Here is a 26115-nt window from a genome sequence, read left to right on the forward strand (position 1 = left end):
CCCCGGGGGAGCACCCCGGAGCCGGGCCTCCGGCGTTCCCGGGGTGCGTTCGGCGGGCGGGGCTCGTGGCGGAATGTCAGAGTTGGGGAGGTTTGCGATATAGCTGGAGCCGCTACGAGGGAGATGCGCCCCATGCCTGACACTCCGACGCCCGCGACCCTGCACAAGAACCCCGGTGGCGGGCCCACCCCCGGTCCGCCCTCCGGTGCCCGGCCCGCGCACGGCTCGGGCGGCGACGGCGGCCGGCCGTCCGGCGAGCGCGGCCGCACGGCGCTGGCGGTCGGCGTGGTGGAGAAGATCGCCGGAATGGCCGCCCGGGAGGTCTCCGGCATCCATGCGCTGGGCTCCGGGCTGGCCCGCACCTTCGGTGCGATGCGGGACCGGGTCCCCGGCGGCAAGTCGAGCATCGGGCGCGGGATCAAGGCCGAGGTCGGCGAGAAGCAGACCGCGATCGACATCGCCCTGGTGGTCGAGTACGGCGTGGTGATCCCCGAACTCGCCCGCCAGGTGCGGGAGAACATCATCGACGCGGTCGAGCGGATGACCGGCCTGGAGGTCGTCGAGGTCAACATCGCGGTCAACGACGTCCACCTCCCGGACGAACCGGAGTTCGAGGAGGAAGAGGAGCCGATGGCGTCGTCGGGGCAGCGGCCCAGGCTCAAGTAGCGTCCGGCCGCGGGGACCGCCCGGCGGTGGTCGCGTTGGTGTTGGCGTTGGTGTTGGTCTTGGCGTGGGCGTTGGCGTTCGGTGGAGCACGAGGGAGTAGCGGATGAACCTGGCCATCGTCGGCCTGGTGGTGGGCATGGCCCTCGGCTTCGCCGGGTACTTCGGCGGGTTCGCGGCGTTCCTGCTGGTGGCGGCGCTCGGGCTGGTGGGCTTCGTGGCCGGGCGGCTGCTGGAGGGCGACATCGAGCTCGGCGACCTCGGGGACCTGCTCCGCGGCCGCGACCGGCGGCGCTGATGGGGGCCGTCGTACCGGCGTCCGGTCCCGTCCCCGGTTCCGTCTCCGGTTCCGCCCCCGGCCCTGCCGCTGGTGCGGTGCGCCGGGGGCGGTTGCGGATCGCCGACCGGGTGTTCGAGCGGATCGCCGGGCAGGCGGCGCGGGAGGTGGTCGCCGAGGCCTGGGTCGGGCGGTCGGTGAAGGGGAAGCCGCCGCGGGTCTCGGTGGCGCGGCCGGGCAGCACGGTGACCGTCCGGGTGGCGGTCGAGCTGCCCTTCCCGGCCGACCTGGCCGGACTCGCCCGGCGGGTGCGGGACCGGGTGGCGGCGCAGGTGAACGGGCTGACGGGGACGAAGGTGTCCGAAGTGGTCGTGGTGGTCGAGAAGTTGGTCGCCGGGGGAGCGTGGTGAAGGGGGACGCGGTGGCGGCTCCGGGGGAGGGAGTGGGGTCGGAGTCGGAGGTCGGGTCGGGGGCGGGTTCGGGTTCGGGGTCGGATGTGGTGGGGAAGGTGCCCCGGTTGCGGTCGGGGCGGGCGGCGGTGGCGGCGCTGGTCGCCACGGTGGTGCTGGTGGTGGCGGGGGCGCTGCTGTACGACGCGGTCGCGGTGCGGGCCGGGCAACCGGCCCGGCGGTGGCGGGCGCAGATCGCGGACGAGCTGGCCACGCGGCACCTGGACGACCTGTGGGTGCTGGTCGGCGCCGGGGCGGCGGCCCTGATCGGGCTGTGGCTGCTGTGGCTGGCGTTCACGCCCGGGCTGCGGCGGTGGCTGGTGCTGCGGCCGTACGGCGGGACGGGTGCGGCGATCGAGCGGGCCGGGGTCGGGCACCTGCTGGCGGACCGGGCGGCCGGGCTGGCGGGCATCGAGCACCTGAGGATCAAGGTCGGGCGGCGGCGGGTGCGGGTGTCGGTGAGCGGGCCGGTGGATCCGGCGGGGGTGCAGCGGCAGTTGCGGGAGGAGTTGGCGCGGGTGGGGTTGGCGCGGCCGTTGCGGTTGGACGTGCGGTCCTGGCGGGGGCCGGCGGGTGGTGGCGCGGCCGGGGGTGGTGCGGCGGGTGGTGGGGTGACGGGCGGTGCCGTGGCGGATGGTGAGACGGACCGGCCGGGGGAGGAGGGGAGATGAGTAGGACGGTCGTCAACCGGGTGCTGCTGGCGGTGGTGGGGGCGGTGCTGGTGGGGGTCGGGGTGCTGGTGCTGGCGGGCGGGTTCGACCTGTACCGGCGGCTGGGGGTCGATCCGCCGGGGTGGTGGCCGTTGACCTCGCCGGACCAGCCGGTGGTCAGTGCGCGGTCCCGGGTGCGGTGGGTCGGCTCCTCGTGGTGGTGGCCGACGGTGATCGGGGGGCTGTCGCTGCTGGTGCTGGGGATGGCCTGGTGGCTGGTGGCGCAGCTGCGGCGGACCGGACTCGCCCACATCACGGTGCCGACCCCGGGGGCGCGTGGGCTGCGGATGCGGGTGAACTCGCGGGCGCTGGAGGAGGCGCTGGAGCACGGTACGGCGGTGCTGCCGGAGGTCGAGCGGGCGGGGATCCGGCTGGTGCGGGCCCCCGGGCACCCGCGGCTGCGGGGCGCCGTACGGCTGACTCCGGGTGGGGACCCGGTCGGGCTGGTGGAGCACTTCGAGGACGGGCCGCGGGCGGACGCGGTACGGAGCTTGGGGCTGGCGGAGCTGCCGGCCGACCTGCGGATCCGGGTGCTGCAGGAGGCTCCCGCCGGGGGGCGTCGGTCCGGGCGGCGGTCCGGACGGCGGCGGGGGCGGCGGGAGCGTCGTCAGCTGGAGTAGGGCGGCGGGGTTGGGGCGGGGTGGGGGTTGGGGGTGGAGGTGGGGGCCGGGGTGGGTCAGAGGGAGCGGAGGGCGCCGCCGTCGACCGGGACCATCAGGCCGGTCAGGTAGGAGGCGGCGGGGGAGAGCAGGAAGGCGGCGACCTTGCCGAACTCCTCGGGGGTGCCGTAGCGGCCCAGCGGGATGCCGGCGCTGTGCTGGGCGCGGGCAGCCTCCGGGTCGGGGGCGAGGGCGTCCAGTTCGCGGACCCGGTCGGTGTCGATCCGGGCCGGGAGCAGGCCGAGCACCCGGATGCCGCGCGGGCCCAGCTCGTCGGCGAGGCCCTTGGCGGCCATCGCCAGACCGGGGCGCAGACCGTTGGAGATGCCGAGGCCGGGGATCGGCTGGCGGACCGAGCTGGAGAGCACGAAGCCGATCACCCCGCCGGACGGGAGGGCGGCGGCCGCGGTGCGGGCGAGGCGGAGGGCGCCGAGGAAGACGGACTCGAAGGCGTCGCGCCAGGCGGACTCGGGGGTGGTCTCGACCGGGCCGGCCTGCGGGCCGCCGACGCTGATCAGGATGCCGTCGAAGCGGCCGAAACGGGAGTTGGCCTCGGCGATCAGGCGGTCGGCGGTGTCGGGGGCGGCGTTGTCGGCGACCAGGCCGTGGGCGGTGCCGAGGGTTTCGAGCTCGGCGACGGCGGCGTCGACGGCCTGCTGGGTGCGGCCGCTGATCAGTACGTGGGCGCCGTCGGCGGCGAGTTCGCGGGCGGTGGCGAGGCCGAGGCCTCGGGTGGCGCCGGTGACGATGTAGGCCTTGTTCTTGAGTCCTAGGTCCATGGGGGACATTGTGCCGTTGAGGGGGGCCGCTGCGCGGGGCTGGGGTGTGAGGGTGGGCTTTCGGGAGGGTGGGTGGTCCGGGGGCGGTTCCGGGGGTGGGCGCTCCGGGGGCTGGATGATTTTCAGACCGCCGACCCTCATCGATGGGTGCTGGGCGCCGTTGGCGGTCTGAAAATCACCCGTCACGCCCCTCTCCGCACCCACCCCCTCCACCGCCCCCTCCCGCAGCGCGTCCCTCTCGCCTGGGTCGGGTGGGGGGAGGGGGGTGGTGGGGGTGGGTGGGTTGGTGCGGGTGGGGTGGGGTTTGGTGCGGGCGCGCGGGGTGGTGGCCGCGCGCCCGGTGCGGGCTGGCGTTGACGTTGGGGGGAAGGTTTAGCGTCGGTGGTGGTTGTTCGGGAGGAGTGGGGCGGTATGCGGATCGGGGAGTTGGCGGAGCGGGCGGGGACGACGACGCGGGCGTTGCGGTACTACGAGGAGTTGGGGTTGTTGCCGGCCCGGCGGGCGGGGAACGGGTACCGGGCGTACGGGGAGGAGGACCTGCGGTTGCTGCGGGAGATCCGGATGCTGCAGGACTTCGGGTTCGGGTTGGAGGAGACCCGGCCGTTTGTGGAGTGTCTGCGGGCGGGGCACCCGGAGGGGGATTCCTGTCCGGCCTCGTTGGAGGTGTACCGGCGGAAGTTGGCCGAGTTGGACGAGTGCATCGCGCGCTTGCGGGACGTCCGGGTGCGGGTGGCCGGGCAGTTCGAGCGGGCGGTGCGGGCGCGGGACGAGCTCGCGGCTTCCGAGCAGCCGCCCGAGTGTGAACTGGCCAGGGAGCAGAGGGAGTAGACGATGGTGGAGATCGCGGGTGTGCCGGCGGTGACGGACGAGACGTTCGCCGTGGAGGTGCTGGCGGCGGAGGGGCCGGTGCTGGTCGACTTCACGGCGGACTGGTGCCCGCCGTGCCGGATGATGGCGCCGGTGCTGGCGGACGTCGCGCGGGAGGAGGCGCACCGGTTCCGGGTGGTGAGTGTCGACGTGGACCGCAACCCTCGGACCCAGGCGGCGTACGGGGTGCTGTCGATGCCGACGTTGATGCTGTTCCGGGACGGGCAGCCGGTGCGGTCGGTGGTGGGGGCGCGGGCGAAGGCGCGGTTGTTGCGGGAGTTGGAGGATGTGCTCTAGGCGGGGAGGGCGTCGAGGGGGACCTCGGGTTCGGCGGCCTGCTTGGCGCGGTCCTTGGCCTCGCGGCGGATGAGGACCCAGACGCCGACCGGGATCATCGCGGTGAACAGCCACCACTGGATGGCGTAGGCCATGTGCGGGCCGATGTCGGAGTGGTTGGGCTCGGGGATCAGCTGCGGCTGGTCGGCCGGGGCCGGGGTGGTGGCGGTGAGTTCCAGGTAGCCGCTGAGGAGGGTGCTGCCGGTCTCCTTGGACTGCTGTTCGGTGTTGATCAGGTTGAACTGGCGGTCGGGGAGGCCGGCCCGGTCCTTGACCCAGCCGCCGCTGCTGCCGGTGGTCTCGTCGGCGCGCAGCCGGCCGGTGAGGGTGACCTCGCCGGCCGGGGCGGCCGGGACGGGCGGGTACTGGGTGGCGCCGTCGCCTGAGGGGACCCAGCCGCGGTTGATCAGGACGGTGCCCTTGCCGTCGGAGAGCTTGAGCGGGGTGAGGACGAAGTAGCCGAGGGTGCCGTTGGCGTCGGTCCGCTTGCGGACCACGAACTCGTGTGCCGGGTCGTACTGTCCGGTGGCCGTCACGGCGCGCCAGGTGAGGGCGGACGGTACGGCGGTGCCGGGGGCGGTGGACAGGCTGTCGAAGGGCACCGGCGAGGCCGTGAGGGCCTTGCCGATCAGCTCGTTCCGCGCCACCCGCGCCTCGTGGCGGTGCAGCTGCCAGAAGCCCAGCTTGATCGTCGCGGGGATCAGCAGCAGCGCGATCAGGATGGTGATCAGCCACTGGCGGGTCAGCAGAAAACGGTACACATGGGAACGGTACGCCGACCTCACAACGGCCTCACGCACCGGGGTGCGGGGCGACCTCGCGCAGCAGCTGGAGGAAGGCGTCCTCGGTGACGATCGGGGTTCCGACGTCGCGGGCCTTGCGGGCCTTGCCGCTCCAGCTGGTCGGCTCGTTGGTGACCAGGAGGCTGGTGAGCCGGCTGACGGAGGTGGCGATGTGCAGGCCGGCCTCGACGGCGCGGTCCTCCAGGACCTCGCGGTCGGTGGCGGTGTCCCCGGTGAAGGCCACCCGCATGCCCTGGACCAGCGGTTTGCCGTCCTCCCAGCGCCCCGGGTTGGGGTACGGGCAGGGCGGGCGCTTCTTGGCCTGGCGGTACTGGGAGCCGGTCCAGTTGCCGCGGCCGGGGGCGGCGGGCTCGTCCTCGCCGAGGTCGGTGACCGCGACGCAGGTCTGGAAGGGGAGCGGGATGCCGTGGGTGCGGGCCAGGTGGAGGCTGGGGCGGAAGGCCTCGGCGAGCACCCGGGCGTCGTCCAGGGCGTTGTGGGCCTGGCGCTGCTGTACGCCGAAGTGGGCGGCGAGCGAGGAGAGCTTGCCGTTGGGCAGCGGGAGGCGCAGGTCGCGGGAGAGGACCATGGTGCACAGCCGCTGCTCGACCGGGGCGCTGCGGCCGGCCCGGGAGAACTCGCGGGAGATCATGTTCCAGTCGAACAGCGCGTTGTGCGCGACCAGGACGCGGTTCGCCAGGCGGGTGGCGAACTCCTCGGCGATCTCGGGGAAGGTCGGCGCGCCGGAGAGCAGTTCGGCGGTGAGGCCGTGGATCCAGACCGGGCCCGGGTCCCGCTCGGGGTTGACCAGGGTGTACCAGTGGTCGGTCACCTCGCCGTCGCCGTCCAGCTGGTAGACGCCGGCCGAGATGACGCGGTCGGAGCGGCCGAGACCGGTGGTCTCGACGTCGACGACCGCGAAACCCTCGGCGGGGGCGGCGGAACGCTGGGCGGGGACCGGGGCGGTCCGCGGCGCGCCGTACGTCTCGGGCTGGATCGGTTGCATGGTCCAACAGGATAAGGGGCGAGTCGGCGGTGGCCGGTCGAAATGTTCCGGCCCGGTAGCCGGAATAGAGTGGTCCGCATGGGTGTCGTACACCTGGTCGAGATCGTTTCCGGCCGCCCGGCCGGTTCTGTGTGAGGAAAAACGCATGCGCGCCACGGTGATCCACGGACCGAACGACATCCGGATCGAGGAGGTACCGGACCCGGTGATCCAGCAGCCGACGGACGTCGTGCTGCGGGTGGTCAACGCCTGTATCTGCGGCAGCGACCTGTGGGCCTACCGGGGGGTGGCCCAGCGGGTGCCCGGGCAGCGGATCGGGCACGAGTTCCTGGGTGTGGTCGAGGAGGTCGGCGCCGAGGTCCGGGGCTTCGCGAAGGGTGACTTCGTGGTCGCGCCCTTCGTCTGGTCGGACGGGGTCTGTGAGTTCTGTCTCGAAGGCCTCCAGACGTCCTGCCCGCACGGCGGGTTCTGGGGGTCGGTGGGTTCGGACGGCGGCCAGGGCGAGGCGGTGCGGGTGCCGTTCGCGGACGGGACGCTGGTGAAGCTGCCGAAGGAGGCGGTGGGTGACGAGAAGCTGCTGCCGGGCCTGCTGGCGCTGTCCGACGTGATGGCGACCGGGCACCACGCGGCGGTCTCGGCGAGGGTGCGCCCGGGTGCGACGGTCGCGGTGGTCGGCGACGGCGCGGTGGGCCTGTGCGGTGTGCTGGCGGCGCGCCGACTGGGCGCGGGCCGGATCATCGCGCTGGGCCGGCACACCGCCCGGACCGAGCTGGCCCGGCGCTTCGGGGCGACGGACGTGGTGGCCGAGCGCGGCGACGCGGCGATCGAGGCCGTCAAGGAGCTGACCGGCGGCCTGGGGGCGCACGCGGTGCTGGAGGCGGTCGGCACCGAGGAGTCGATGCGGACGGCGGTCTCGATCACCCGGGACGGCGGCGCGGTCGGCTACGTGGGCGTCCCGCACGGCGGCAGCGCGGGCGTCGACATCGGTCAGATGTTCGGCCGAAACGTTTCGCTCAACGGTGGCGTCGCCCCGGCCCGCGCGTACATCCCCGAGCTGCTGCCGGACGTGCTCTCCGGTGCGATCGAGCCCGGTCTGGTCTTCGACCGGACGGTCGATCTGGACGGCGTTCCGGACGGCTATCGAGCCATGGACGACCGGTCCGCGCTGAAGGTCCGGATCGCCTTCTGACGCTTCGTCAACAGGGGCGGCACCGTTGGACGGTGCCGCCCCTTTCGGTTGTGACGGCCCCGGTCCGGAAGTGACGCGAGTGGTGGTTTTCGGCCAATTGGATGGTGCGAGGGGGTGAACGACTGGCTGATCGCGGTCAACCCCTTCCGGGGCGGGCACGACGCTCCTAGCATTGCGCGGCGCGCACGAGGAATGTGACGTCCCTCACGTTCGAATTGTTCCCCTGTGCGACCGCTACGCCGAAGGAGTGAGGAGACAGAGTGGATTCGCCGCCGATCACCACTACCGCTACGGAAGTCCAACTCATCGATGACAGCGAGGAGTTCCGTACCCTGCGGCGCTCGTTCCGGAGCTTCGCCTTTCCGGTCACCATCGGCTTCGTGCTCTGGTACCTGCTCTACGTACTGCTCTCCTGCTACGCCCCCGGACTGATGGGCACCAAGGTCGTCGGGCACATCAACGTGGCCCTGGTGCTGGGACTGCTGCAGTTCGTCACCACCTTCGCCATCGCCGCCTGGTACTCCCGCTACGCCGACCGGCGGATCGACCCGCCCGCCGCCGCGATCCGCGAGGCCCACGGCGCCGTCGTCCACGCCCCCCGGGAGTCCGCCGAATGACGCCGCTCGCCAGCTCCGCCACGGAGCACCGCGGTCTGATCATGTCCTTGTTCGCGCTCTTCGTGGTGGCCACCCTGGTCATCACCGTCTGGGCCGGTCGGCAGAACCGCAGCGCCGCCGACTTCTACGCCGGCGGCCGCGGCTTCACCGGCTTCCAGAACGGTCTGGCCATCTCCGGCGACTACATGTCCGCCGCGTCCTTCCTCGGCATCGCCGGAATCATCGCGCTCACCGGCTACGACGGCTTCCTGTACTCGATCGGCTTCCTGGTCGCCTGGCTGGTCGCGCTGCTGCTGATCGCCGAACCGCTGCGCAACTCCGGCCGGTTCACCATGGCGGACGTGCTCGCGTTCCGGATGCGCCAGCGCCCGGTGCGCACCGCGGCCGGCATCTCCACCATCGTCGTCTCGATCTTCTACCTGCTCGCCCAGATGGTCGGTGCCGGGGCCCTGGTGGCACTGCTGCTGGGGGTCACTGGGGAGGGCGCCAAGCGCTGGACCATCCTCGCGGTCGGCGCGCTGATGATCATCTACGTGGTGATAGGGGGTATGAAGGGCACCACCTGGGTGCAGATCGTCAAGGCCGTGCTGCTGATCGCCGGCGCCGCGCTGATGACCGTCCTGGTGCTCGCCAAGTACCACTTCAACCCCTCCGAACTGCTCGGCGCGGCCGCCTCCGCGAGCGGCAAGGGCTCGGCCTTCCTGGAACCGGGACTGAAATACGGGGCAACGAACACCTCCAAGCTCGACTTCATCAGCCTGGGGATCGCCCTGGTGCTCGGCACCGCCGGCCTGCCGCACATCCTGGTCCGCTTCTACACCGTCCCCACCGCCAAGACGGCCCGGAAGTCCGTGCTCTGGGCGATCGGCATCATCGGCGTCTTCTACCTGATGACCCTGGCGCTGGGCTTCGGCGCGGCCGCGCTGGTCGGCCGCAGCGGCATGGTGGCCGTCGAGGGCAAGACGCCCTCCGGCAACACCGCGGCGCCGCTGCTCGCCGAGCAGCTCGGCGGCGGGGCCGGCACCACCGGCGGGGCGATCATGCTCGCGGTGATCTCGGCCGTCGCCTTCGCCACCATCCTCGCCGTGGTCGCCGGGCTCACCCTGGCCTCCTCGGCGTCCTTCGCCCACGACCTGTACGCCAACGTGATCCGGCGCGGGAAGGCGACCGAGAAGGAGGAGGTGCGGTCCGCCAAGTGGGCCGCCGTCGGGATCGGCGCCGTCGCCATCGTGCTCAGCCTCTACGCGGGCAAGCTCAGCACCGCCGCCCTGGTCGCGCTGGCCTTCGCGGTGGCCGCCTCGGCCAATCTGCCGACCCTGCTCTACTCGCTGTTCTGGAAGCGCTTCACCACCACCGGCGCGGTCAGCTCGGTCTACGCGGGCCTGATCTCCTCGGTGGTGCTGGTGGTGTTCTCCCCGGTGCTCTCCGGAGCCAAGAACTCGCTCTTCCCGAACGCCGACTTCCACTGGTTCCCGCTGGAGAACCCCGGCCTGGTCTCCATCCCGATCGGCTTCCTGGCCGGCTGGCTCGGCACCCTGCTGTCCAAGGAACGTCCGGACCCGGCGAAGTACGCTGAACTGGAGGTCCGCTCGCTCACCGGGCTGGGCGCCCACTGATCGATCCGGCATGACTATGCTGGCCCGGCCTGCCTCGACGGTGGCCGGGCCGGCGGTTTTTCGGGAAGGGACGCACGTGCTGCTCGACACCTTCGGACGACGCGCCGTCGACCTGCGGGTCTCCCTCACCGACCGGTGCAACCTCCGCTGCACCTACTGCATGCCGGAGGAGGGGCTGCAGTGGCTGGCCAAGCCCGAGCTGCTCACCGACGAGGAGATCGTCCGGCTGGTCACCCTCGCCGTGCGCGACCTGGGCGTGCGCGAGGTCCGCTTCACCGGCGGCGAGCCGCTGCTGCGCCCCGGGCTGGTCGCGATCGTCGCCGCCTGCTCCGAGCTGGAACCGCGCCCCGAGCTGTCGGTGACCACCAACGGCATCGGACTGGCCCGCACCGCGACGGCGCTGCGCGAGGCCGGACTGGACCGGGTCAACGTCTCGCTGGACACCCTGGACCCCGAGGTGTTCCACACCCTCACCCGCCGCCGGCGCCACCAGGACGTGCTGGACGGACTGGCCGCCGCCGAGGCGGCCGGGCTGGCGCCGGTGAAGCTGAACGCGGTGCTGATGCGCGGGGTCAACGACCACGAGGCGGCCGACCTGCTCTCCTGGTGCCTGGAGCGGGGCTACGAGCTGCGCTTCATCGAGCAGATGCCGCTGGACGCCCAGCACGGCTGGGACCGCTCGTCGATGGTCACCGCGGAGGAGATCCTGGAGCTGCTGCGGGCCCGGTTCACGCTCACCCCGGAGCCGTCCGGTCGCCGGGGCGCGGCGCCCGCCGAGCGCTGGGTGGTGGACGGCGGCGCCGGCCGGGTCGGCGTGATCGCCTCCGTCACCCGGCCGTTCTGCCGGGCCTGCGACCGGACCAGGCTGACCGCCGACGGGCAGGTGCGCAACTGCCTGTTCGCCACCGGGGAGACCGACCTGCGCAGCGCGCTGCGCTCGGGGGCGGACGACGCGGAGCTGGCCGCGCTGTGGCGGGCGGCGATGTGGGGCAAGAAGGCCGGGGCCGGGATCGACGACCCGGAGTTCCACCAGCCCGAGCGGCCGATGTCGGCGATCGGCGGCTAGGCGCCTTCCGGGCCTTCCGGGGTCCAGTCGGCGAAGGCGACGACCTCCTTGAGGAAGCCGCGCACGCCCAGGAACTGGGACAGGTGCTCGCGGTGCTCCTCGCAGGCGAGCCAGGTCTTGCGGCGGTCCGGGGTGTGCAGCTTGGGGTTGTTCCACACCAGCACCCAGTGGGCGTCCGCCCGGCAGCCCTTGGCGGAGCAGATCGGGGTCTGCGGGGTGTCCATCGGGGGCCGTCCTCCGGGGTTCGGCGGGTGCGTGGTCACCGCCAGTCTGTCACGCCGTCCGGGCCCGACCGGATCCGGGCATGGCGACGCCGGGCAGCCACGGGGGGAGCCGCCCGGCGTCGGTCCGTCGCTCCGACGGGGGATGCGGAGCGCGTACGCAGTATGTCACGCCGAAGGCCTCGGATGGGGAGGTCTTGCATGATTAATCTGAGCTTCTTCTGAGCTTTCGCCGACCTGATTGCGGCTCAATCCCCGCAAACCGGGCGGTCAGTCCGTGCCCGGTGACGTTCCGGCGCCGGAGGGCTTTGCCTGTCCTGTACCAGCGGGCGCACCGGCCCCACCCGTACCACCGGGGCCGAGCATCAGCGGGGTGTCGGCCGGGAAGTCGAAGGAGCTCGGCAGACTCGGCGCCCGCTCCCGGCCGGCGTTGGCGATCAGCACCGCGAAGTACGGCAGCAGCACCCCGCCCGCCAGCGCCCCGAAGGCCAGCCAGCGCTCGACGTTCCACAGCACCACCGCGAGCAGTACGCAGACGGTGCGCAGCAGCATCGAGATGACGTAGCGGCGCTGGCGCCCCCGGACGTCCTCGGAGAGGCTGCTGCGCGCCCCCGTGATCCGGTGGATCTGTCCGCCGCCGGCGCTCTTGCCCATGTGTCCAACCGCCCTCGTCCAGGCATCCGCGCGCCGTTCCGCGCGGCCTCCTCACGGTACGCCCGGGTGCCCGGGACGACGAGACCGGGTGGGCGGGGCCCACCCGGTCGGGCGTGATAGAGGAGCCGTACGGCGTCAGGAGTGTCTACGAGCGCCGGGAGAGGTACTGCGGGGGGACGGCGTCGGTGAGCCAGACGCCGTTCTCGCTGAGCCGGAACTCGTGGCCGGCCGCCGCCATCGCGGCCGCGTTGACGGTCAGCACGACCGGGCGGCCGTGCCGGGCGCCGACCCGGGTGGCCGTCTCGGTCTCCGCCGAGAGGTGGACGTCCTGCCGGGTCATCGGGCGCAGCCCCTCGCGGAAGATCGACGCCAGATGGCGGTCGGCGGTGCCGTGGTAGAGCACCGGCGGCGGCACGGTGGCGGTCAGACCGAGGTCGACCGCCACCGAGTGGCCCTGGTTGGCGCGGATCGAGAGGCCGTCCGGGGAGTAGCCGAAGCGGCGCTTGTTGTTGCTGGCCACGATGTGGTCGAGCTCGGGCCTGGTGAGCGGCCTGCCCTTCGCCGCGAGGGCGCCGAGCAGGACGTCGATCCGGACCCAGCCGGAGTCGTCCAGCGTGATCCCGACCAGCTCCGGCTCGTGCCGCAGGATGCGCGACAGCATCTTGCTCGATCTGACCAGCCGCTTCTCGTCCATCATGTTCTTTCCATCCCCCGTCGGTCAGCGGCTATGAGGCCGGGCTGACCGAACTCATGTTGAAGTCCGCGACACGCACGGGTGGCATCGCGGTGCGGGTGAAGTAGTCGCTCCACTCGCGGGGCAGGCAGGGCTCGGTGCGGCCCGCCTCGGTGATCCGGCCGAGCAGGTCGACCGGGGACTCGTTGAACCGGAAGTTGTTGACCGCGCCGACCACCTCGCCGTTCTCCACCAGGTAGACGCCGTCCCGGGTGAGGCCGGTGAGCAGCAGCGTCGCCGGGTCCACCTCGCGGATGTACCAGAGGCAGGTGAGCAGCAGGCCGCGCTCGGTGCGGGCGATCATCTCGTCCAGGGTCGGCGCGGACTCCTGGTCGGCCGTCTCCAGCACCAGGTTGTCGATGCCCGGGCGCAGCGGCAGGCCGGTGAGGCCTGCCGTGTGGCGGCTGGTGACCAGCTCGGTCAGCACGCCCTCGCGGATCCACTCGGTGGCCTCGATCGGCGCGCCGTTGTCGAAGACCGAGACGTCGCCGCCGGTGCGGTGCGCCAGCACGAACGGGGCGGCCTCCAGGCCGGGCTCGTTCGGGTCGGCGCGCAGGGTCAGCGGCAGCGCGGCGAGCTTGTCGCCGATCCGGGTGCCGCCGCCGGGCCGGGAGAAGACCGACCGGCCCTCGACGGCGTCCCGGCCGCCGGCCGCCCAGTGCAGGCAGAGCAGCAGGTCGGCGACGGCCGCGGGTGGCAGCAGCGTCTCGTACCGCCCGGCGGGCAGGTCGATCCGGCGGGCGCCCCAGCCGAGCCGCTTGGTGAGTTCGGCGTGCAGGGCGGGGACGTCGACGTCGGTGAAGTCCCGGGTGGCGGCGCCGACCCAGGCCGAGCCGGAGAGGTCGGCGGTCTTGCCGTTGATCTCGACCATGCCGGTGGGCTGGTCGTGGCGCAGTCGCAGGCCGGTGGAGCTGCCCAGGTAGCTGGTGGTGAGTTCGTGCCGGGCGAAGCCGTACAGCAGCTCGCCCTGGGCGGCGGCGCGGGCGAAGGCCTCGCCGAGGGCCGGGCCGAAGGCCTCGAACACCTCGATGGAGGTCTCCGCGGGCGGCTCGGTGAAGTCGGGGGAGGACGGCCGGCCGTCGACCAGCGGCTGGGCGTCCTCCGCCGGTCCGGCCGCGCGGGCCGCCGCCTCGGCGGCGCGGACCAGGCCCTCGACGTCCTCGGCGGTGACGGCCTCGCGGGCGACCACGCCGGAGGCGGTGCCCTCGGCGCCGGCCACGGTGGCGATCACGGTGAGGCGGCGGCCGCGGGTGACGCCGTTGGTGGTCAGCGCGTTGCCCGCCCAGCGCAGGTTGGCGGTGGACTCCTCGTCGGCGATCACCACGCAGCCGTCGGCGCGGGACAGGTCGAGGGCCAGCTCGACGAGTTCGTGGGGCTGCATCGCGGTCATCAGTGACCCGCCTCCTGCTGGGTGTTGAGCACGTTGACGTTGCGGAACAGCGCCGACGGGCAGCCGTGGCTGACCGCCGCGATCTGGCCGGGCTGCGCCTTGCCGCAGTTGAAGGCGCCGCCGAGCACGTAGGTCTGCGGGCCGCCGACGGCGGCCATCGAGCCCCAGAAGTCGGTGGTGGTGGCCTGGTAGGCGAAGTCCTTGACCTGGCCGGCGAGTTCGCCGTTCTTGATGGCGTAGGCGCGCTGGCCGGTGAACTGGAAGTTGTAGCGCTGCATGTCGATGGACCAGGAGCGGTCGCCGACGATGTACAGGCCGTTCTCCACCCCGGCGAACAGGCCCGCGGTGTCCGGGCCGTCGGCGGCCGGCTGGAGCGAGACGTTGGCCATCCGCTGGACCGGGACGTGCGCGGGGGAGTCCGCGAAGGCGCAGCCGTTGGAGCGCTCGAAGCCCTTCAACTTGGCCATGCCGCGGTCGAGTTGGTAGCCGACCAGGACGCCGTCCTTGATCAGGTCCCAGGACTGGGTGGCGACGCCCTCGTCGTCGTAGCCGATGGTGGACAGGCCGTGCTCGGCGGTGCGGTCGCCGGTGACGTTCATCAGCTCGGAGCCGTAGCGCAGGCTGCCGAGCTGGTCGAAGGTGGCGAAGGAGGTGCCGGCGTAGGCGGCCTCGTAGCCGAGCGCGCGGTCCAGCTCGGTGGCGTGGCCGATCGACTCGTGGATGGTCAGCCAGAGGTTGGACGGGTCGATGACCAGGTCGTAGCGGCCCGGGCGGACGCTCGGGGCCTTCATCTTCTCGGCCAGCAGGACGGGCAGTTCGGCGAGCTCGGCGTCCCAGTCCCACTCGGTGCCGGTCAGGTACTCGTAGCCGCGGCCGACCGGCGGGGCCAGGGTCTGCATCGAGTCGAAGGCGCCGGTGCGCTCGTCGACCGAGGTGGCCTCCAGGTCGGAGTAGAGCCGGATCCGCTGCTGGGTCGTCACGGTGCCCGCGGTGTCGGCGTAGAACTTGTTCTCCTGCACCGTCAGCAGCGCCGCCTGGACGTGCGACACACCGGGTGCGGCGAGCAGCCGGGCGCTGCGCTCGGCGAGCAGGGCGGTCTTGTCGGCGTCCGGCACCTCGAAGGGGTTGACCTCGTACGAGGAGACCCAGGTGACGTCCCGGTGGACGGGCTCGTCGGCCAGCTCGACCCGCTCGGCGGAGCCGGCCGCCCGGCTGATCCCGCCGGAGAGCCGGGCCACCGCGACGGCGCGGGCGGCGACCTCCGCCGCGGCGCCCGGGGTGAGGTCGACCCCGGCGGCGAAGCCCCAGGCGCCGTCCAGCAGCACCCGGACGGCGAAGCCCAGCTGCACGCTGTCGGAGGTGCCGGCCGGACGGGCGTCGCGCAGCCGCCACGAGGCGCTGCGGACCCGCTCCAGGCGGAAGTCGGCATGGCTGGCGCCGAGTTCGCGGGCCCGGGCGAGGGCGGCGTCGGCCAGGGCGTGCAGCGGCAGGGCGAGGAACAGCGGGTCGACGGCGCGTCCGTGCGCGGCGCCGGCGCTGTCGGCCGGAGGGATCGGAGGCAATCGGGCTCCCAGGTCGCGGAGGGTGGCGGTGCGGCGCCACAGGGGCGTCCGCACCGCATCATTTCCCCTCCACCGGGTTCCCGGCCAGCGCATTTCACCCGGTGCGTTGCGGTTTCGGCCAGGGCGGTCCGGCTCCGTGCGCGGCCGTCAGGAGACGGCCTCCCACCAGCCGTCCAGCTCGGGCGGGTTGTCCACGTCGATCCGCTCGCCGGGGCGCGGGACGGCCAGCGGGACGGCCTGGACCTTCGCCTCCTTGAGCAGCCGTTCGATCGGCTCGGCCCAGGGGTGCAGGCCCAGGTTGAAGGTGCACCAGTGGACCGGCACCAGCAGTCCGGCGGTGAGGTCCCGGTGGGCGAGGACGGCGTCCTCGGGGGTCATGTGGATGTCCGGCCAGGCCGCGTCGTAGGCGCCGATCTGCACCAGGGCGGCGTCGAACGGGCCGTGCTGCGCGCCGATCCGGGCGTAGCCCTCGAAGTAGCCGGAGTCGCCGGTGTAGAAGACCTTGCGGGTGGGCCCGGCGATCACCCAGGAGCCCCACAGGGTGGTGTTGCGGGTCAGGCCGCGGCCGGAGAAGTGGTGCGCGGAGGTGAGGGTGAGGACCAGCTCGCCCAGGGTGCAGGTCTCGTCCCAGTCCAGCTCGATGATCCGGTGCTCCGGGACGCCCCAGCGGCGCAGGTGGCCGCCGATGCCGAGCGGCACCGCGAAGGGCGCGGACTGGCTGCGCACCAGGCGCTTGACGGTCGCCATGTCGAGGTGGTCGTAGTGGTCGTGGGAGATCAGCACGGCGTCGACCGGCGGCAGCTCCTCCAGCTCGACCGGGACGGGGTGCAGCCGCTTGGGGCCGACGTGGGCGGAGGGAGAGCAGCGGTCGCTCCAGATCGGGTCGAGCAGCACGCGCGAGCCCTCGATCTCGACCAGCGCGGAGGCGTGCCCGTACCAGGTGATCTCCACGCCCTCGGCGGCCGGGCCGGGGGTGGTGGCGGGGCGGACGGTGGGCACCGGGTGGGCCGGGACCCGGCCCTCGCGCTGGAACAGCATCCGGCGGACGGTGTCGCGGTCGACGCTGGGGGCGTCCCCGGCCCGGGCGAGGGTCGAGGGCGCGTTGTGGAAGACGCCGTCGCGGTACTGGGGGGAGTCCCGCACCCGCTCCTCGTGCTCGCCGTCGGGGCGGCGCCCGAACGCCGCGGGCAGGTCGCGCAGCGCCCAGGCGGTCGTGCCCAGGCCCGCAGCCAGGGCGGTGAGGGCGAGCAGTCGTCCGCGTCCGGTGGTGCTCCCGGGCCGTGCCTTGGTCATGCGCCCTGCCTTCGTTTCCTCGCCGGGACTCTTCGGGGGAAGGGTACGTCCGGCCCCGGGGGCGGCCCGCACCACGGGGGCAACGGGCACGCCCGCCCGTGTTGTTCCCGCACAGTGCGCCCTTTCGCGGCGCTGCCCCGGCCTGCGGCGGACGGCCGGGACGGCCGGGCGCCACGGGTGCGGATTGTCGGATTGCGACAGTTCCTTTGCTGCGGCGCTGTGGGAGACCGATTCGCCCCCGCCGCCGACCGCCCGATAGCGTCACACTGCGTACGCGTCCGGACGGACGCGCCCAGACACGGAGAGAGGTGGATCGTTGAGCCGCTCGGTTCTCGTCACCGGAGGAAACCGGGGCATCGGCCTCGCGATCGCCCAGGCCTTCGCCGAGGCGGGCGACAAGGTCGCCATCACCAGCCGTTCGGGCGAGGTGCCCGAGGCCCTCGCGAAGTTCGACGTCCTCGCGGTGCGCTGTGACATCACGGACGCCGCGCAGGTCGACGCCGCCTTCACCGAGATCGAGCAGAAGCACGGCGCGGTCGAGGTGCTGGTCGCCAACGCGGGCATCACCAACGACACCCTGCTGCTGCGGATGTCCGAGGAGGACTTCACGTCCGTCCTGGACACCAACCTGACCGGCACCTTCCGGGTGGTCAAGCGCGCGTCGAAGCTGATGATGCGCGCCCGCAAGGGCCGCGTGGTGCTGATCTCCTCCGTGGTGGGCCTCTCCGGCTCGCCGGGCCAGGCCAACTACGCCGCCTCCAAGGCCGGCCTGGTCGGCTTCGCCCGCTCGCTGGCGCGCGAGCTCGGCCCGCGCAACATCACCGTCAACGTGGTCGCCCCCGGCTTCGTCGACACCGACATGACCGCCGTGCTCAGCGACGAGCGCCGCGCGGAGATCGTCTCGGGCGTGCCGCTGGGCCGCTACGCGGCGCCCGCCGAGGTCGCGTCCACCGTGCGGTTCCTCGGTTCGGACGAGGCCGCGTACATCACCGGAGCCGTCATTCCCGTCGACGGCGGATTGGGCATGGGTCACTGATCATGAGTGGAATCCTCGAGGGCAAGCGGATCCTGATCACCGGTGTGCTGATGGAGTCCTCCATCGCCTTCCACACCGCGCGGCTGGCCCAGGAGCAGGGCGCCGAGATCATCCTCACCGCCTTCCCCCGCCCGAGCCTGACCGAGCGCATCGCCAAGAAGCTGCCGAAGCCGGTCAAGGTGCTGTCGCTGGACGTCTCCAGCCCGGAGGACCTGGCCGGCATCGCCGAGCAGGTCCGCGAGACCCTGCCGACCCTGGACGGCATCGTCCACTCGATCGGTTTCGCCCCGCAGGACGCCCTGGGCGGCAACTTCCTGGACACCCCGTGGGAGTCCGTGGCCACCGCGATGCACGTCTCGGCGTACTCGCTCAAGTCGCTCACCATGGCGCTGCTGCCGCTGATGCAGGACGGCGGCTCGGTGGTCGGCCTGACCTTCGACGCCCAGTACGCGTGGCCGCAGTACGACTGGATGGGCCCGGCCAAGGCCGCCCTGGAGTCGACCAACCGCTACCTGGCCCGCTACCTGGGCGAGCGGGACATCCGCTGCAACCTGATCTCGGCGGGCCCGATCGGCTCGATGGCCGCCAAGTCCATCCCGGGCTTCGGCGACCTGGCCGACACCTGGAACCACCGCTCCCCGCTCAAGTGGGACCTGAGCGACCCGGAGCCGGCCGGCCGCGGCGTCGTCGCCCTGCTGTCGGACTGGTTCCCGAAGACCACCGGCGAGATCATCCACGTCGACGGCGGTCTGCACGCGATCGGCGCCTGACCGACCGGTTTCCGCCACTGCCCGGCACCCCCGTTCGCGGGGGTGCCGGGCAGTCGTGTTTCCGGTCCCGCCCCGGAGGCGGGTCGCGCCTACGCGTCGGCCGTCGCGCAGGCGCCGATGGCGCGGCCGGCCTCGACCGAGGCGCGCTGGGGGTCGCCGTCCCGGATGGCGTCCCGGATGGTGTGGTGGCCGATGTAGCGCTCGGCGATCAGCTCGGGGCCGACGTCGTTGCGCAGGTGCTCGCGGGTGACCTCACCGAGGTCGGAGTAGACGGCCAGCAGTACGTCGTTGTGGGCGGCGGCCACCACGGCGTGGTGGAAGGCGGCGTCGGCCTGGACAAAGTCCTCGGCGTCGCCTGAGTGCCAGGCGGCCTCGCGCCGTTCCAGCGCGGAGTCCAGCAGGTCGAGGTCGCGGTCGGTGCGGCGGGCGGCGGCCAGGCCGGCCGCGGAGGTCTCCAGCGCCGCCCGCAGCTCGGCGACCTGCGCCTGGTCGGCGTCGGCGAAGCGTCGGTGCATCACCCCGGCCAGCTCGCTGGTGGCCAGGACGTACGTGCCGGAGCCCTGGCGGATGTCGAGCAGCCCGTTGTGGGCGAGGGCCCGGACGGCCTCCCGGACGGTGTTGCGGGCCACCCCCAGCTGTTCGACCAGGGCGGCCTCGGTGGGGATGCGCGAGCCGACGGGCCACTCCCCGGAGGTGATCTGGGCGCGCAGCTGCGCGATCACCTGGTCGGACAACGGGGTGCGCCTCGGCGAGGACAGCGCCACGGGGACTCCTAGCGACTACGGGGTTGGGTGGGCCGTGGGGGGAAAGCGGCTGATGGACGAACGGATCGGGACATCATGCCAATTCCGAGGTGCATCAATTCATCCCATCATTCTATGATGGCGCCCATGCCTCCCGCAGCAGACACCACCACCTCCTCCCCACGGAGCGGGGAGCGGCCGCAGACCGAGCGGCCGTCCGCCCCCGGCACGTACCTCGGCGTGCTGTTCGCCGTCGCGATCGCCGCCGCCGCCTTCAACCTGCGCCCCGTGGTCACCAGCCTCGGACCGCTGCTCGACCAGGTCCGCGACGACCTCGGGATGAACCCGACACTCGCCGGGCTGCTGACCGCCGTCCCCTCGCTGTGCTTCGCGCTGTTCGGCCTCGCCGCCCCGACCGCGGCCCGCCGGATCGGCCCGATCGCCGTGATCACGGCCGGCATGGCCGCCATCACGGCCGGTGTGCTGGCCCGCTCCTTCGCCGGCGGTACGGCGGTGTTCCTGCTGTTCACCGCGCTCGCCCTGGCCGGGGTGGCGGTCTCCAACGTGCTGCTGCCGGTGGTCATCAAGCGGTACTTCCCGGAGAAGGTCGGTCCGATGATCGGCCTGTACTCCATGGCGCTGTCCGCCGGCACCGCGCTGGCCGCCCTGGTCAGCGTGCCGCTGACCAGCTCGCTCGGCGGGGACTGGCGGTACGGCCTGGGCAGCTGGGCCGCCCTGGGGGCGCTCGCCCTGCTGCTCTGGCTGCCGCTGCTGATCGCCAAGCGCGAGCGCGGCGAGCGGGCCGGCGGCGCCCCCGCCGCCGCCAGGCTGCCGATCACCCGCAGCCGTACGGCCTGGGCGATGGCCTGCTTCTTCGGCCTCCAGGCCACCGGCGCCTACGTGGTGATGGGCTGGCTGCCGAAGATCTTCCAGGACTCCGGCATCGACAAGGGCACCTCCGGGGTGCTGCTCGCGGTCACCATGGTGATCGGCGTGCCGGTCTCCTTCGTGCTGCCCAACCTGGCGGCCCGGCGCGGTGACCAGCGGATCTTCGTGGTGCTGCTGGCCTGCTGCGGCATCGCCGGGTACTCCGGGCTGGCGCTCGCCCCGGCCGGGGCGCCGTGGGTGTGGGCCGTGCTGGTGGGCCTGTCCAACTGCGCCTTCCCGCTGGTGCTGACCATGATCGGGCTGCGCGCCCGGACGGCCGGCGGGGTGGCCCAGCTGTCCGTGTTCGCCCAGGGGCTCGGCTACCTGATCTCCGTCCCCGGCCCGATCCTGATCGGCCGGATCTACGACGTCACCGGTGAGTGGTACTGGCCGCTGGGCTTCCTGGCCCTGCTGCTGGTGCCGCAGATGCTGTTCGGCCTGCGCGCCGCCCAGGCCCGGCACATCGAGGACGAGGCCGTCCTGCCCGCCGAGCGGGTCAAGGCCTGACCGGGAAGGTGAAGGCCCGAACGGGAAGGTCAAGGCCCGGCCAAGGCGGTGGGGCCGGTCGGGGACGGGCGTGTTCGAGGTGGGAGAATCCCGACATGCCCGTTCTCGACCCGAACCCCACCGACGGCCGCAAGCAGCTCGGCCGCATCGCCCTCCTCTTCGGCGGCATCGTGGTGCTGGTGGCGATCATCGCCAGCGTCGCCACCGCGATGGGCTGACCCGGCCGCACCGCCCGCCCGCACCGGCGGGTGCACGGGCGCCGTACTCCCGGTGACACCCGGCCGGCGGGCCATGACGGCACCCGCCACCCGGGGGAGTGGCGGCAACCGGGAGCATCGCGCCCCCGGGCCGCTTTTCTGCCAAGCTTGCTGGGTATGAGCGCCGACACGCCCCGCAGGATCATCGTTCTCCGCCACGCCAAGGCCGACTGGCCGAACGGCGTGGACGACCACGAGCGGCCGCTGGCCGACCGGGGCCGTCACCAGGCCCCGGAAGCCGGCCGCTGGCTGGTCGACTCCGGCATCAACCCCGACTACGTGCTCTGCTCCACCGCCCTGCGCACCCGCGAGACCTGGAAGCTGGCGGCGCACGAGCTGCCCAAGCGGGCCCGCCGGACGGTGTACGAGGACCGGATCTACGAGGCCAGCCCGGGCGAGATCATCGCCGTCCTCCAGGAGACCCCGGAGGAGTACGCGGACGTGGTGCTGGTCGGCCACAACCCCGGGGTGCTGGGCCTGACCCAGGTGCTCGCCGGGGACGCCGGGGACCGGGACGCGCTGGAGCGGCTGCGCCTGGGCGGCTTCCCGACGGCGGCGATCGCGGTGCTCAGCTTCAGCGGCTCGTGGAAGGGCGTCGAGCCGGGCGTGGCCGAGCTGGTCTCGTACTACACGCCGCAGGACTGACCTCCGGGGCGCCGCCCCGGACCGTACGTGAGGGGCGCGCGGACCGATCCGCGCGCCCCTCAGTGGTCAGCGCCCCTCGGTTGTCAGCACGCCTCAGTCGACCGAGAGCCCGCCGTCGGCCGCCTCGACCTCCTCGCGGGTGATCCCGAGCAGGTACAGCACGGTGTCCAGGAAGGGCACGTTCACCGCGGTGTCGGCGGCCTCGCGCACCACGGGCTTGGCGTTGAAGGCCACCCCGAGCCCGGCCGCGTTCAGCATGTCCAGGTCGTTGGCGCCGTCGCCGATCGCCACCGTCTGCGACAGCGGCACCTTCGCCTGCTCGGCGAACCGGGCCAGCCAGCGGGCCTTGCCCGCGCGGTCCACGATCTCGCCGACCACCCGGCCGGTGAACCTCCCGTCCACCACCTCCAGGGTGTTGGCCGCCGCGAAGTCCAGCCCCAGCTGCTCCACCAGGTGGTCGGTGACCTGGGTGAACCCGCCGGACACCACCGCGACCTGGAAGCCCAGCCGCTGGAGCGTACGGATCAGGGTGCGCGCCCCCGGCGTGAACCGGACCTCCGCGCGCACCTTCTCGGTCACCGAGGCGTCCAGCCCGGCCAGCAGGGCCACCCGGGCCCGCAGCGACTCGGCGAAGTCCAGCTCGCCGCGCATCGCCGCCGCCGTCACCTCGGCGACCTCCGCCTCGCAGCCCGCGTGGGCGGCGAACAGCTCGATCACCTCGTCCTGGATGAGCGTGGAGTCCACGTCCATCACCACCAGGCGCTTGGCCCGGCGCTCCAGCCCGGCGGCCATCACCGCGACGTCCACCCGCTGGGCGGCCGCCTCCTGGGCCAGTTCGGCCCGCAGCTCCTCGGTGGCCACACCGGAGACGGCCAGCTCGACCGCCGTCACCGGGTACTTGGCGAGGCGGAAGACACGGTCGATGTTGCCGCCCGCCGCGGTGATCCGGGAGGTCAGCGCGGAGACGGCGGCCGCGGTCAGCGGGTGGCCGAGCACCGTCACGTGCGAACGGCCCTCGCGGCGCGGCCGGTTGTCGCCGATGCCGGAGAGGATCTCGGCCTGGAGCTTCTGCTCCTCCGCCCAGCGGTGCACGGTGGCCCGCAGGCCGCCCTCCGCGTCGGGCGCGCGGGGCGGGGTGACCAGGGCGCACAGCGTGATGCGACCACGGGTGACGACCTGCTCGATGTCGATGACGTCGACGCCGAAGCCGGCCAGGGTGGCGAACAGGCCGGCGGTGATGCCGGGGCGGTCCTTGCCGAACACCTTGACGAGCAGGGTGCGCTCGTCCGCGGTCCGGGGCTGGGCGGCGGGGAGGGGCTCAGCGGCCAGGGGCGATGCGTTCATGGTGGCTCCCACGCTACCCGTCGGTCGACCCGCCGGGAGCACCTGTCCCACGTCGCGGGACACCCGTGCCCGCGGCCCGACCGGCTGCCCCGGGTAGCAGCCTGGTCACAGTCACCCGGGGTGACTTTCACCTGCGGACGGCGGGCTGGAATGATTCCCCCCGTCAGTCAGAGGAACAGTGCACCCCCGGCCGGGGGCCAAATCGGGGGAACCGAGAGAGCGGGGCAGGCAAGCAGTGCCGCAACTCGTCATTGATATCAACGGACAGCAGCGGACTCTTGAGCCCGGGCGGTCCTACACCATCGGGCGCAACCCGCAGTCGGACTTCACGTTCGACGACGCCAGGGTCTCCTGGCAGCACGGGACCATCAGCTTCAACGGCAGCGGTTGGCAGCTGGACGACCACGGCAGCACCAACGGCACCTACGTGGCCGGCGCCCGCACCATGCAGGCCCAGCTGTTCCCCGGTGCCGTGGTGAACCTGGGCAACCCGGAGAACGGCCCCCGGCTCGCCTTCTCCGCGCCGGCCCACGCCGCCGCCCCGCAGCCCACCCCGGTGCACGAGGCCGTCACCAGCCGCAGCCCCGCCCCGACGCCCCAGCAGCCCGCCCCGCAGCAGGCCTGGCCGGGTCAGGACCCGTACCAGCAGCAGCCGCAGGCGCAGCAGGCCTGGCCGCAGCAGCCGCCCGCGCAGCAGTACGTGCCGCAGCAGCAGGCCGCCCAGCCGTACCCGCCGCAGGACCAGCAGGCGGCGCAGCACGGCGGCTTCCCCGCGCAGCACGGCGGCTTCCCGGCGCAGCAGCAGGGCTTCCCCGCCCCGCCGCAGCACGACGGCGGCGGCCCGCAGCCGACGGTGATCCGCAACCTGACGGCCGGTATGCGCACCATCCGGATCGGCCGCGCGCTGGACAACGACATCGTGGTGTCCGACCTCCAGGTCTCCCGCCACCACGCCGAGCTGCGCCAACTGCCGGACGGCCGCTACGAGATCGTCGACCTCGGCAGCCACAACGGCATCTTCCTCAACGGCCAGCCGGTGCAGCGCCAGCTGATGGGCCCGCAGGACCGGTTGACCGTCGGCCACTCCAGCTTCGTCCTGGTCGGCGACCAGCTCCAGGAGTTCGTCGACACCGGCGCGGTCTCCTTCTCCGCCCGCCACCTGACCGTCGAGGTCGACCACAAGGGCGGCAAGAAGGTCCTGCTCAACGACGTCAGCTTCGGCGTCCCGGAGAAGTCCCTGGTGGCCGTCATCGGCCCGTCCGGCTCCGGCAAGTCGACCCTGCTGCGCGCCCTCACCGGCTACCGCCCGGCCGACCGCGGCGAGGTGCTGTACGACGGCCGCAACCTCTACAAGCAGTTCGCCGAACTCCGCTCCCGGATCGGCCTGGTGCCGCAGTCGGAGATCCTGCACCGCGAGCTCACCGTGCGGAAGGGCCTCAAGTACGCGGCCCGGCTGCGCTTCCCCGGCGACACCGAGGCCCGCGAGCGCGACGCCCGGATCGACGAGGTGCTGTACGAGCTGCGCCTGGACAAGCGCGCCGACAACAAGATCACCGCACTCTCCGGCGGCCAGCAGAAGCGCGTCTCGGTCGCCCTGGAGCTGCTCACCAAGCCCTCGCTGATCTTCCTGGACGAGCCCACCTCGGGCCTCGACCCGGGCATGGACCGCGAGGTCATGCAGATGCTGCGCGGCCTCGCCGACGACGGCCGCACCATCCTGGTCGTCACCCACTCGGTGGCCGAACTCGCGCTCTGCGACCGGCTGCTGGTGATGGCGCCGGGTGGCTCGGTGGCCTACTTCGGCCCGCCGGACGAGGCGCTGCACTTCTTCGGGTACGAGACCTGGGCGGACGTCTTCCAGGCCTTCGAGAACTACCCCGACCACGACTGGGCCGGCCGCTACCGCGGTTCGGTGCACTACCAGCAGTACTCCGCCCCGACCGTCGAGGCGGGCGAGGTGCAGCACGTCCAGGTCGCCCAGGAGGCCGTCCGGCCGCCCAAGCCGCAGAGCTGGGGCTCGCAGCTGTGGACGCTGATGCGCCGCTACATGTCGGTGCTCGCCTCGGACCGCGGCTTCCTGGCGCTGTCGGTGCTGCTGCCGGCGGTGATCGGCGCGGTCAGCGTGCTGATCCCCAACGAACCGGGGCTCGCACCCAACCCGAAGACCCAGCTGCACCTCAACAACGGGGCCGCGACGATCCTGCTGATCCTGGCGATCGGCGCCTGCTTCTCCGGGGCGGCCAACTCGGTCCGCGAGCTGATCAAGGAACGGGCGATCTACGAACGGGAACGGGCCACCGGCCTGTCCCGCTCGGCGTACATGATGTCCAAGATCATCGTGCTGGGGATCTTCTCGGTCATCCAGGGCGCGATCATCTCCGCCGTCGGCTTCCTGCCGCGCAAGCTCCCCGAGCACGGCCTGATCGTCAAGAACATCCCGATGATCGAGATGACCATCGGCATGATCCTGCTCAGCTTCGCCGCGATGATGTTCGGCCTGATGATCTCCGCGCTGGTGAAGACCGCCGAGAAGACCATGCCGCTGCTGGTCATGTTCGCCATCGTCCAGGTCGTGTTCACCGGCTGCCTCTTCCAGATCTTCGGCAAGCCCGGTCTGGAGCAGGTCGCCTGGCTGATGCCGGCCCGCTGGGGCACCGGCATGGTGGCCACCACGCTCGACCTGTCGCACCTCATGGGGCCCTGGAACAAGGACTTCCAGAACCCCAACTACGACCCGCTGTGGGACCACAGCGTCGCCCAGTGGTCGATCGACGCGGCCGTGCTGATCGTCATCTCGGTCGTGATCGGCGTGATCGTGACCCGGCTGCAGCGCCGGCACGAGCCCGAGGTCATGCAGAAGGGCTGACCGGCCCCCGGCGAACCGGCCCCTGCGAACCGGTCCGGCTGTGAAAGGGCGCTCCCCCCGGGCGGGGGAGCGCCCTTCGCGTTCCCGGCCCGTCATCCGCCCGCCCGACCGCCTCCGGGGCGGGCGGGCCCATCGGCCTAGGTCCCCGGAC

28 protein-coding genes are annotated in these 26115 nt (G+C 72.8%); 17 read left to right on the top strand and 11 right to left on the bottom strand.

Annotation, left to right across the window (positions count from 1 at the left end; translation table 11 throughout):
- The first annotated feature begins 132 nt into the window (after positions 1-132).
- The 5 genes from AB0F71_RS30755 to AB0F71_RS30775 all read left to right on the top strand — a co-directional run bounded on the left by AB0F71_RS30755 (position 133) and on the right by AB0F71_RS30775 (position 2719).
- Positions 133-666: an Asp23/Gls24 family envelope stress response protein gene (locus AB0F71_RS30755; protein ID WP_360241130.1), complete on the top strand. Its 534-nt coding sequence runs from the start codon at positions 133-135 to the stop codon at positions 664-666.
- A gap of 103 nt (positions 667-769) precedes the next feature.
- Positions 770-961, top strand: a complete 192-nt coding sequence (locus AB0F71_RS30760; protein ID WP_063349611.1) for a hypothetical protein — start codon at positions 770-772, stop codon at positions 959-961.
- A 92-nt stretch (positions 962-1053) separates the two neighbouring features.
- The gene (locus AB0F71_RS30765) at positions 1054-1350 is read left to right on the top strand and encodes an Asp23/Gls24 family envelope stress response protein (RefSeq protein ID WP_360241133.1); all 297 of its coding nucleotides are present in this window, start codon (positions 1054-1056) and stop codon (positions 1348-1350) included.
- 107 nt (positions 1351-1457) lie between these two features.
- The gene (locus tag AB0F71_RS30770) at positions 1458-2060 is read left to right on the top strand and encodes a DUF6286 domain-containing protein (RefSeq protein WP_360241136.1); all 603 of its coding nucleotides are present in this window, start codon (positions 1458-1460) and stop codon (positions 2058-2060) included.
- Positions 2057-2719: an alkaline shock response membrane anchor protein AmaP gene (locus AB0F71_RS30775; protein ID WP_360241139.1), complete on the top strand. Its 663-nt coding sequence runs from the start codon at positions 2057-2059 to the stop codon at positions 2717-2719. Before AB0F71_RS30770 ends, AB0F71_RS30775 begins: the two co-directional genes overlap by 4 nt.
- A gap of 56 nt (positions 2720-2775) precedes the next feature.
- Here the strand turns inward: AB0F71_RS30775 and AB0F71_RS30780 are convergent, their stop codons facing one another.
- Positions 2776-3537 (bottom strand): SDR family oxidoreductase, encoded by a 762-nt coding sequence (locus AB0F71_RS30780; RefSeq protein WP_360241142.1) that lies wholly within the window; start codon positions 3535-3537, stop codon positions 2776-2778.
- A 411-nt stretch (positions 3538-3948) separates the two neighbouring features.
- On the opposite strand from AB0F71_RS30780, the gene AB0F71_RS30785 reads away from it, so the two are divergent.
- Both AB0F71_RS30785 and trxA read left to right on the top strand, forming a co-directional pair.
- On the top strand, positions 3949-4365 hold the full coding sequence (locus tag AB0F71_RS30785; protein WP_360241145.1) for a MerR family transcriptional regulator: 417 nt from the start codon (positions 3949-3951) through the stop codon (positions 4363-4365).
- A gap of 3 nt (positions 4366-4368) precedes the next feature.
- Complete coding sequence (gene trxA / locus AB0F71_RS30790) at positions 4369-4701, top strand: thioredoxin (RefSeq protein ID WP_360241148.1); 333 nt, start codon at positions 4369-4371, stop codon at positions 4699-4701.
- On the opposite strand, the gene AB0F71_RS30795 is transcribed toward trxA, so the two are convergent.
- The gene (locus tag AB0F71_RS30795; protein WP_360241151.1) at positions 4698-5501 is read right to left on the bottom strand and encodes an SURF1 family protein; all 804 of its coding nucleotides are present in this window, start codon (positions 5499-5501) and stop codon (positions 4698-4700) included. The genes trxA and AB0F71_RS30795 overlap by 4 nt on opposite strands.
- Before the next feature lie 31 nt (positions 5502-5532).
- Positions 5533-6528 carry a DEDDh family exonuclease gene (locus AB0F71_RS30800; protein WP_360241154.1) on the bottom strand — a complete coding sequence of 332 codons (996 nt, stop codon included), beginning with the start codon at positions 6526-6528 and terminating at the stop codon, positions 5533-5535.
- 145 nt (positions 6529-6673) lie between these two features.
- Between AB0F71_RS30800 and AB0F71_RS30805 the strand changes: the two genes are divergently transcribed.
- The 4 genes from AB0F71_RS30805 to moaA all read left to right on the top strand — a co-directional run bounded on the left by AB0F71_RS30805 (position 6674) and on the right by moaA (position 11016).
- Positions 6674-7717, top strand: a complete 1044-nt coding sequence (locus tag AB0F71_RS30805) for a zinc-dependent alcohol dehydrogenase family protein (RefSeq protein ID WP_360241157.1) — start codon at positions 6674-6676, stop codon at positions 7715-7717.
- 260 nt (positions 7718-7977) lie between these two features.
- Positions 7978-8334, top strand: a complete 357-nt coding sequence (locus AB0F71_RS30810) for a DUF485 domain-containing protein (protein ID WP_360241160.1) — start codon at positions 7978-7980, stop codon at positions 8332-8334.
- Entirely contained in the window at positions 8331-9950 is a 1620-nt protein-coding gene (locus AB0F71_RS30815) for a cation acetate symporter (RefSeq protein WP_360241163.1), read from the top strand. The genes AB0F71_RS30810 and AB0F71_RS30815 overlap by 4 nt, the downstream gene beginning before the upstream one ends.
- 76 nt (positions 9951-10026) lie before the next feature.
- Positions 10027-11016, top strand: coding sequence for a GTP 3',8-cyclase MoaA (gene moaA, locus AB0F71_RS30820; protein ID WP_360241166.1), 990 nt, complete (start codon positions 10027-10029; stop codon positions 11014-11016).
- On the opposite strand, the gene AB0F71_RS30825 is transcribed toward moaA, so the two are convergent.
- The 6 genes from AB0F71_RS30825 to AB0F71_RS30850 form a co-directional block, all read right to left on the bottom strand.
- Positions 11013-11240, bottom strand: coding sequence for a hypothetical protein (locus tag AB0F71_RS30825; protein WP_360241169.1), 228 nt, complete (start codon positions 11238-11240; stop codon positions 11013-11015). The two genes, moaA and AB0F71_RS30825, sit on opposite strands and share 4 nt — an antisense overlap.
- Before the next feature lie 267 nt (positions 11241-11507).
- A complete protein-coding gene (locus AB0F71_RS30830; RefSeq protein WP_360241172.1) occupies positions 11508-11891 on the bottom strand; it encodes a DUF3099 domain-containing protein in 384 nt (127 codons plus the stop codon).
- 145 nt (positions 11892-12036) lie between these two features.
- The gene (locus AB0F71_RS30835; protein ID WP_360241242.1) at positions 12037-12585 is read right to left on the bottom strand and encodes an RNA 2'-phosphotransferase; all 549 of its coding nucleotides are present in this window, start codon (positions 12583-12585) and stop codon (positions 12037-12039) included.
- 31 nt (positions 12586-12616) lie between these two features.
- On the bottom strand, positions 12617-14014 hold the full coding sequence (locus AB0F71_RS30840; RefSeq protein WP_360241175.1) for a metallopeptidase TldD-related protein: 1398 nt from the start codon (positions 14012-14014) through the stop codon (positions 12617-12619).
- Positions 14014-15516 (bottom strand): TldD/PmbA family protein, encoded by a 1503-nt coding sequence (locus AB0F71_RS30845; RefSeq protein WP_360241245.1) that lies wholly within the window; start codon positions 15514-15516, stop codon positions 14014-14016. Before AB0F71_RS30845 ends, AB0F71_RS30840 begins: the two co-directional genes overlap by 1 nt.
- Positions 15517-15723: 207 nt before the next feature.
- Complete coding sequence (locus AB0F71_RS30850) at positions 15724-16869, bottom strand: MBL fold metallo-hydrolase (protein WP_360241178.1); 1146 nt, start codon at positions 16867-16869, stop codon at positions 15724-15726.
- A 316-nt stretch (positions 16870-17185) separates the two neighbouring features.
- Here AB0F71_RS30850 and fabG point away from each other — a divergent pair, with 316 nt between their 5' ends.
- Positions 17186-17905, top strand: a complete 720-nt coding sequence (fabG, locus tag AB0F71_RS30855; protein WP_360241181.1) for a 3-oxoacyl-[acyl-carrier-protein] reductase — start codon at positions 17186-17188, stop codon at positions 17903-17905.
- A 2-nt stretch (positions 17906-17907) separates the two neighbouring features.
- Positions 17908-18675: an enoyl-ACP reductase FabI gene (gene fabI, locus AB0F71_RS30860; protein ID WP_360241184.1), complete on the top strand. Its 768-nt coding sequence runs from the start codon at positions 17908-17910 to the stop codon at positions 18673-18675.
- Between the two features lie 89 nt (positions 18676-18764).
- Here the strand turns inward: fabI and AB0F71_RS30865 are convergent, their stop codons facing one another.
- A complete protein-coding gene (locus AB0F71_RS30865; RefSeq protein WP_360241187.1) occupies positions 18765-19439 on the bottom strand; it encodes an FCD domain-containing protein in 675 nt (224 codons plus the stop codon).
- Positions 19440-19565: 126 nt separating this feature from the next.
- Between AB0F71_RS30865 and AB0F71_RS30870 the strand changes: the two genes are divergently transcribed.
- From AB0F71_RS30870 to AB0F71_RS30880, 3 genes are all read left to right on the top strand, one after another.
- A complete protein-coding gene (locus AB0F71_RS30870) occupies positions 19566-20852 on the top strand; it encodes an MFS transporter (protein ID WP_360241190.1) in 1287 nt (428 codons plus the stop codon).
- 95 nt (positions 20853-20947) lie between these two features.
- Positions 20948-21070 carry an SGM_5486 family transporter-associated protein gene (locus AB0F71_RS30875; protein WP_360241193.1) on the top strand — a complete coding sequence of 41 codons (123 nt, stop codon included), beginning with the start codon at positions 20948-20950 and terminating at the stop codon, positions 21068-21070.
- A gap of 156 nt (positions 21071-21226) precedes the next feature.
- Positions 21227-21754: a histidine phosphatase family protein gene (locus AB0F71_RS30880; RefSeq protein ID WP_360241196.1), complete on the top strand. Its 528-nt coding sequence runs from the start codon at positions 21227-21229 to the stop codon at positions 21752-21754.
- A 93-nt stretch (positions 21755-21847) separates the two neighbouring features.
- Here AB0F71_RS30880 and serB read toward each other — a convergent pair whose 3' ends face one another.
- Positions 21848-23098 carry a phosphoserine phosphatase SerB gene (gene serB / locus AB0F71_RS30885; protein ID WP_360241199.1) on the bottom strand — a complete coding sequence of 417 codons (1251 nt, stop codon included), beginning with the start codon at positions 23096-23098 and terminating at the stop codon, positions 21848-21850.
- A gap of 235 nt (positions 23099-23333) precedes the next feature.
- Between serB and AB0F71_RS30890 the strand changes: the two genes are divergently transcribed.
- Positions 23334-25964, top strand: a complete 2631-nt coding sequence (locus AB0F71_RS30890) for an FHA domain-containing protein (RefSeq protein ID WP_360241202.1) — start codon at positions 23334-23336, stop codon at positions 25962-25964.
- Positions 25965-26115 lie beyond the last annotated feature (151 nt).

It is taken from the genome of Kitasatospora sp. NPDC028055 (genome assembly GCF_040637885.1).
In the GTDB taxonomy this organism is placed as follows: Bacteria; Actinomycetota; Actinomycetes; order Streptomycetales; family Streptomycetaceae; genus Kitasatospora.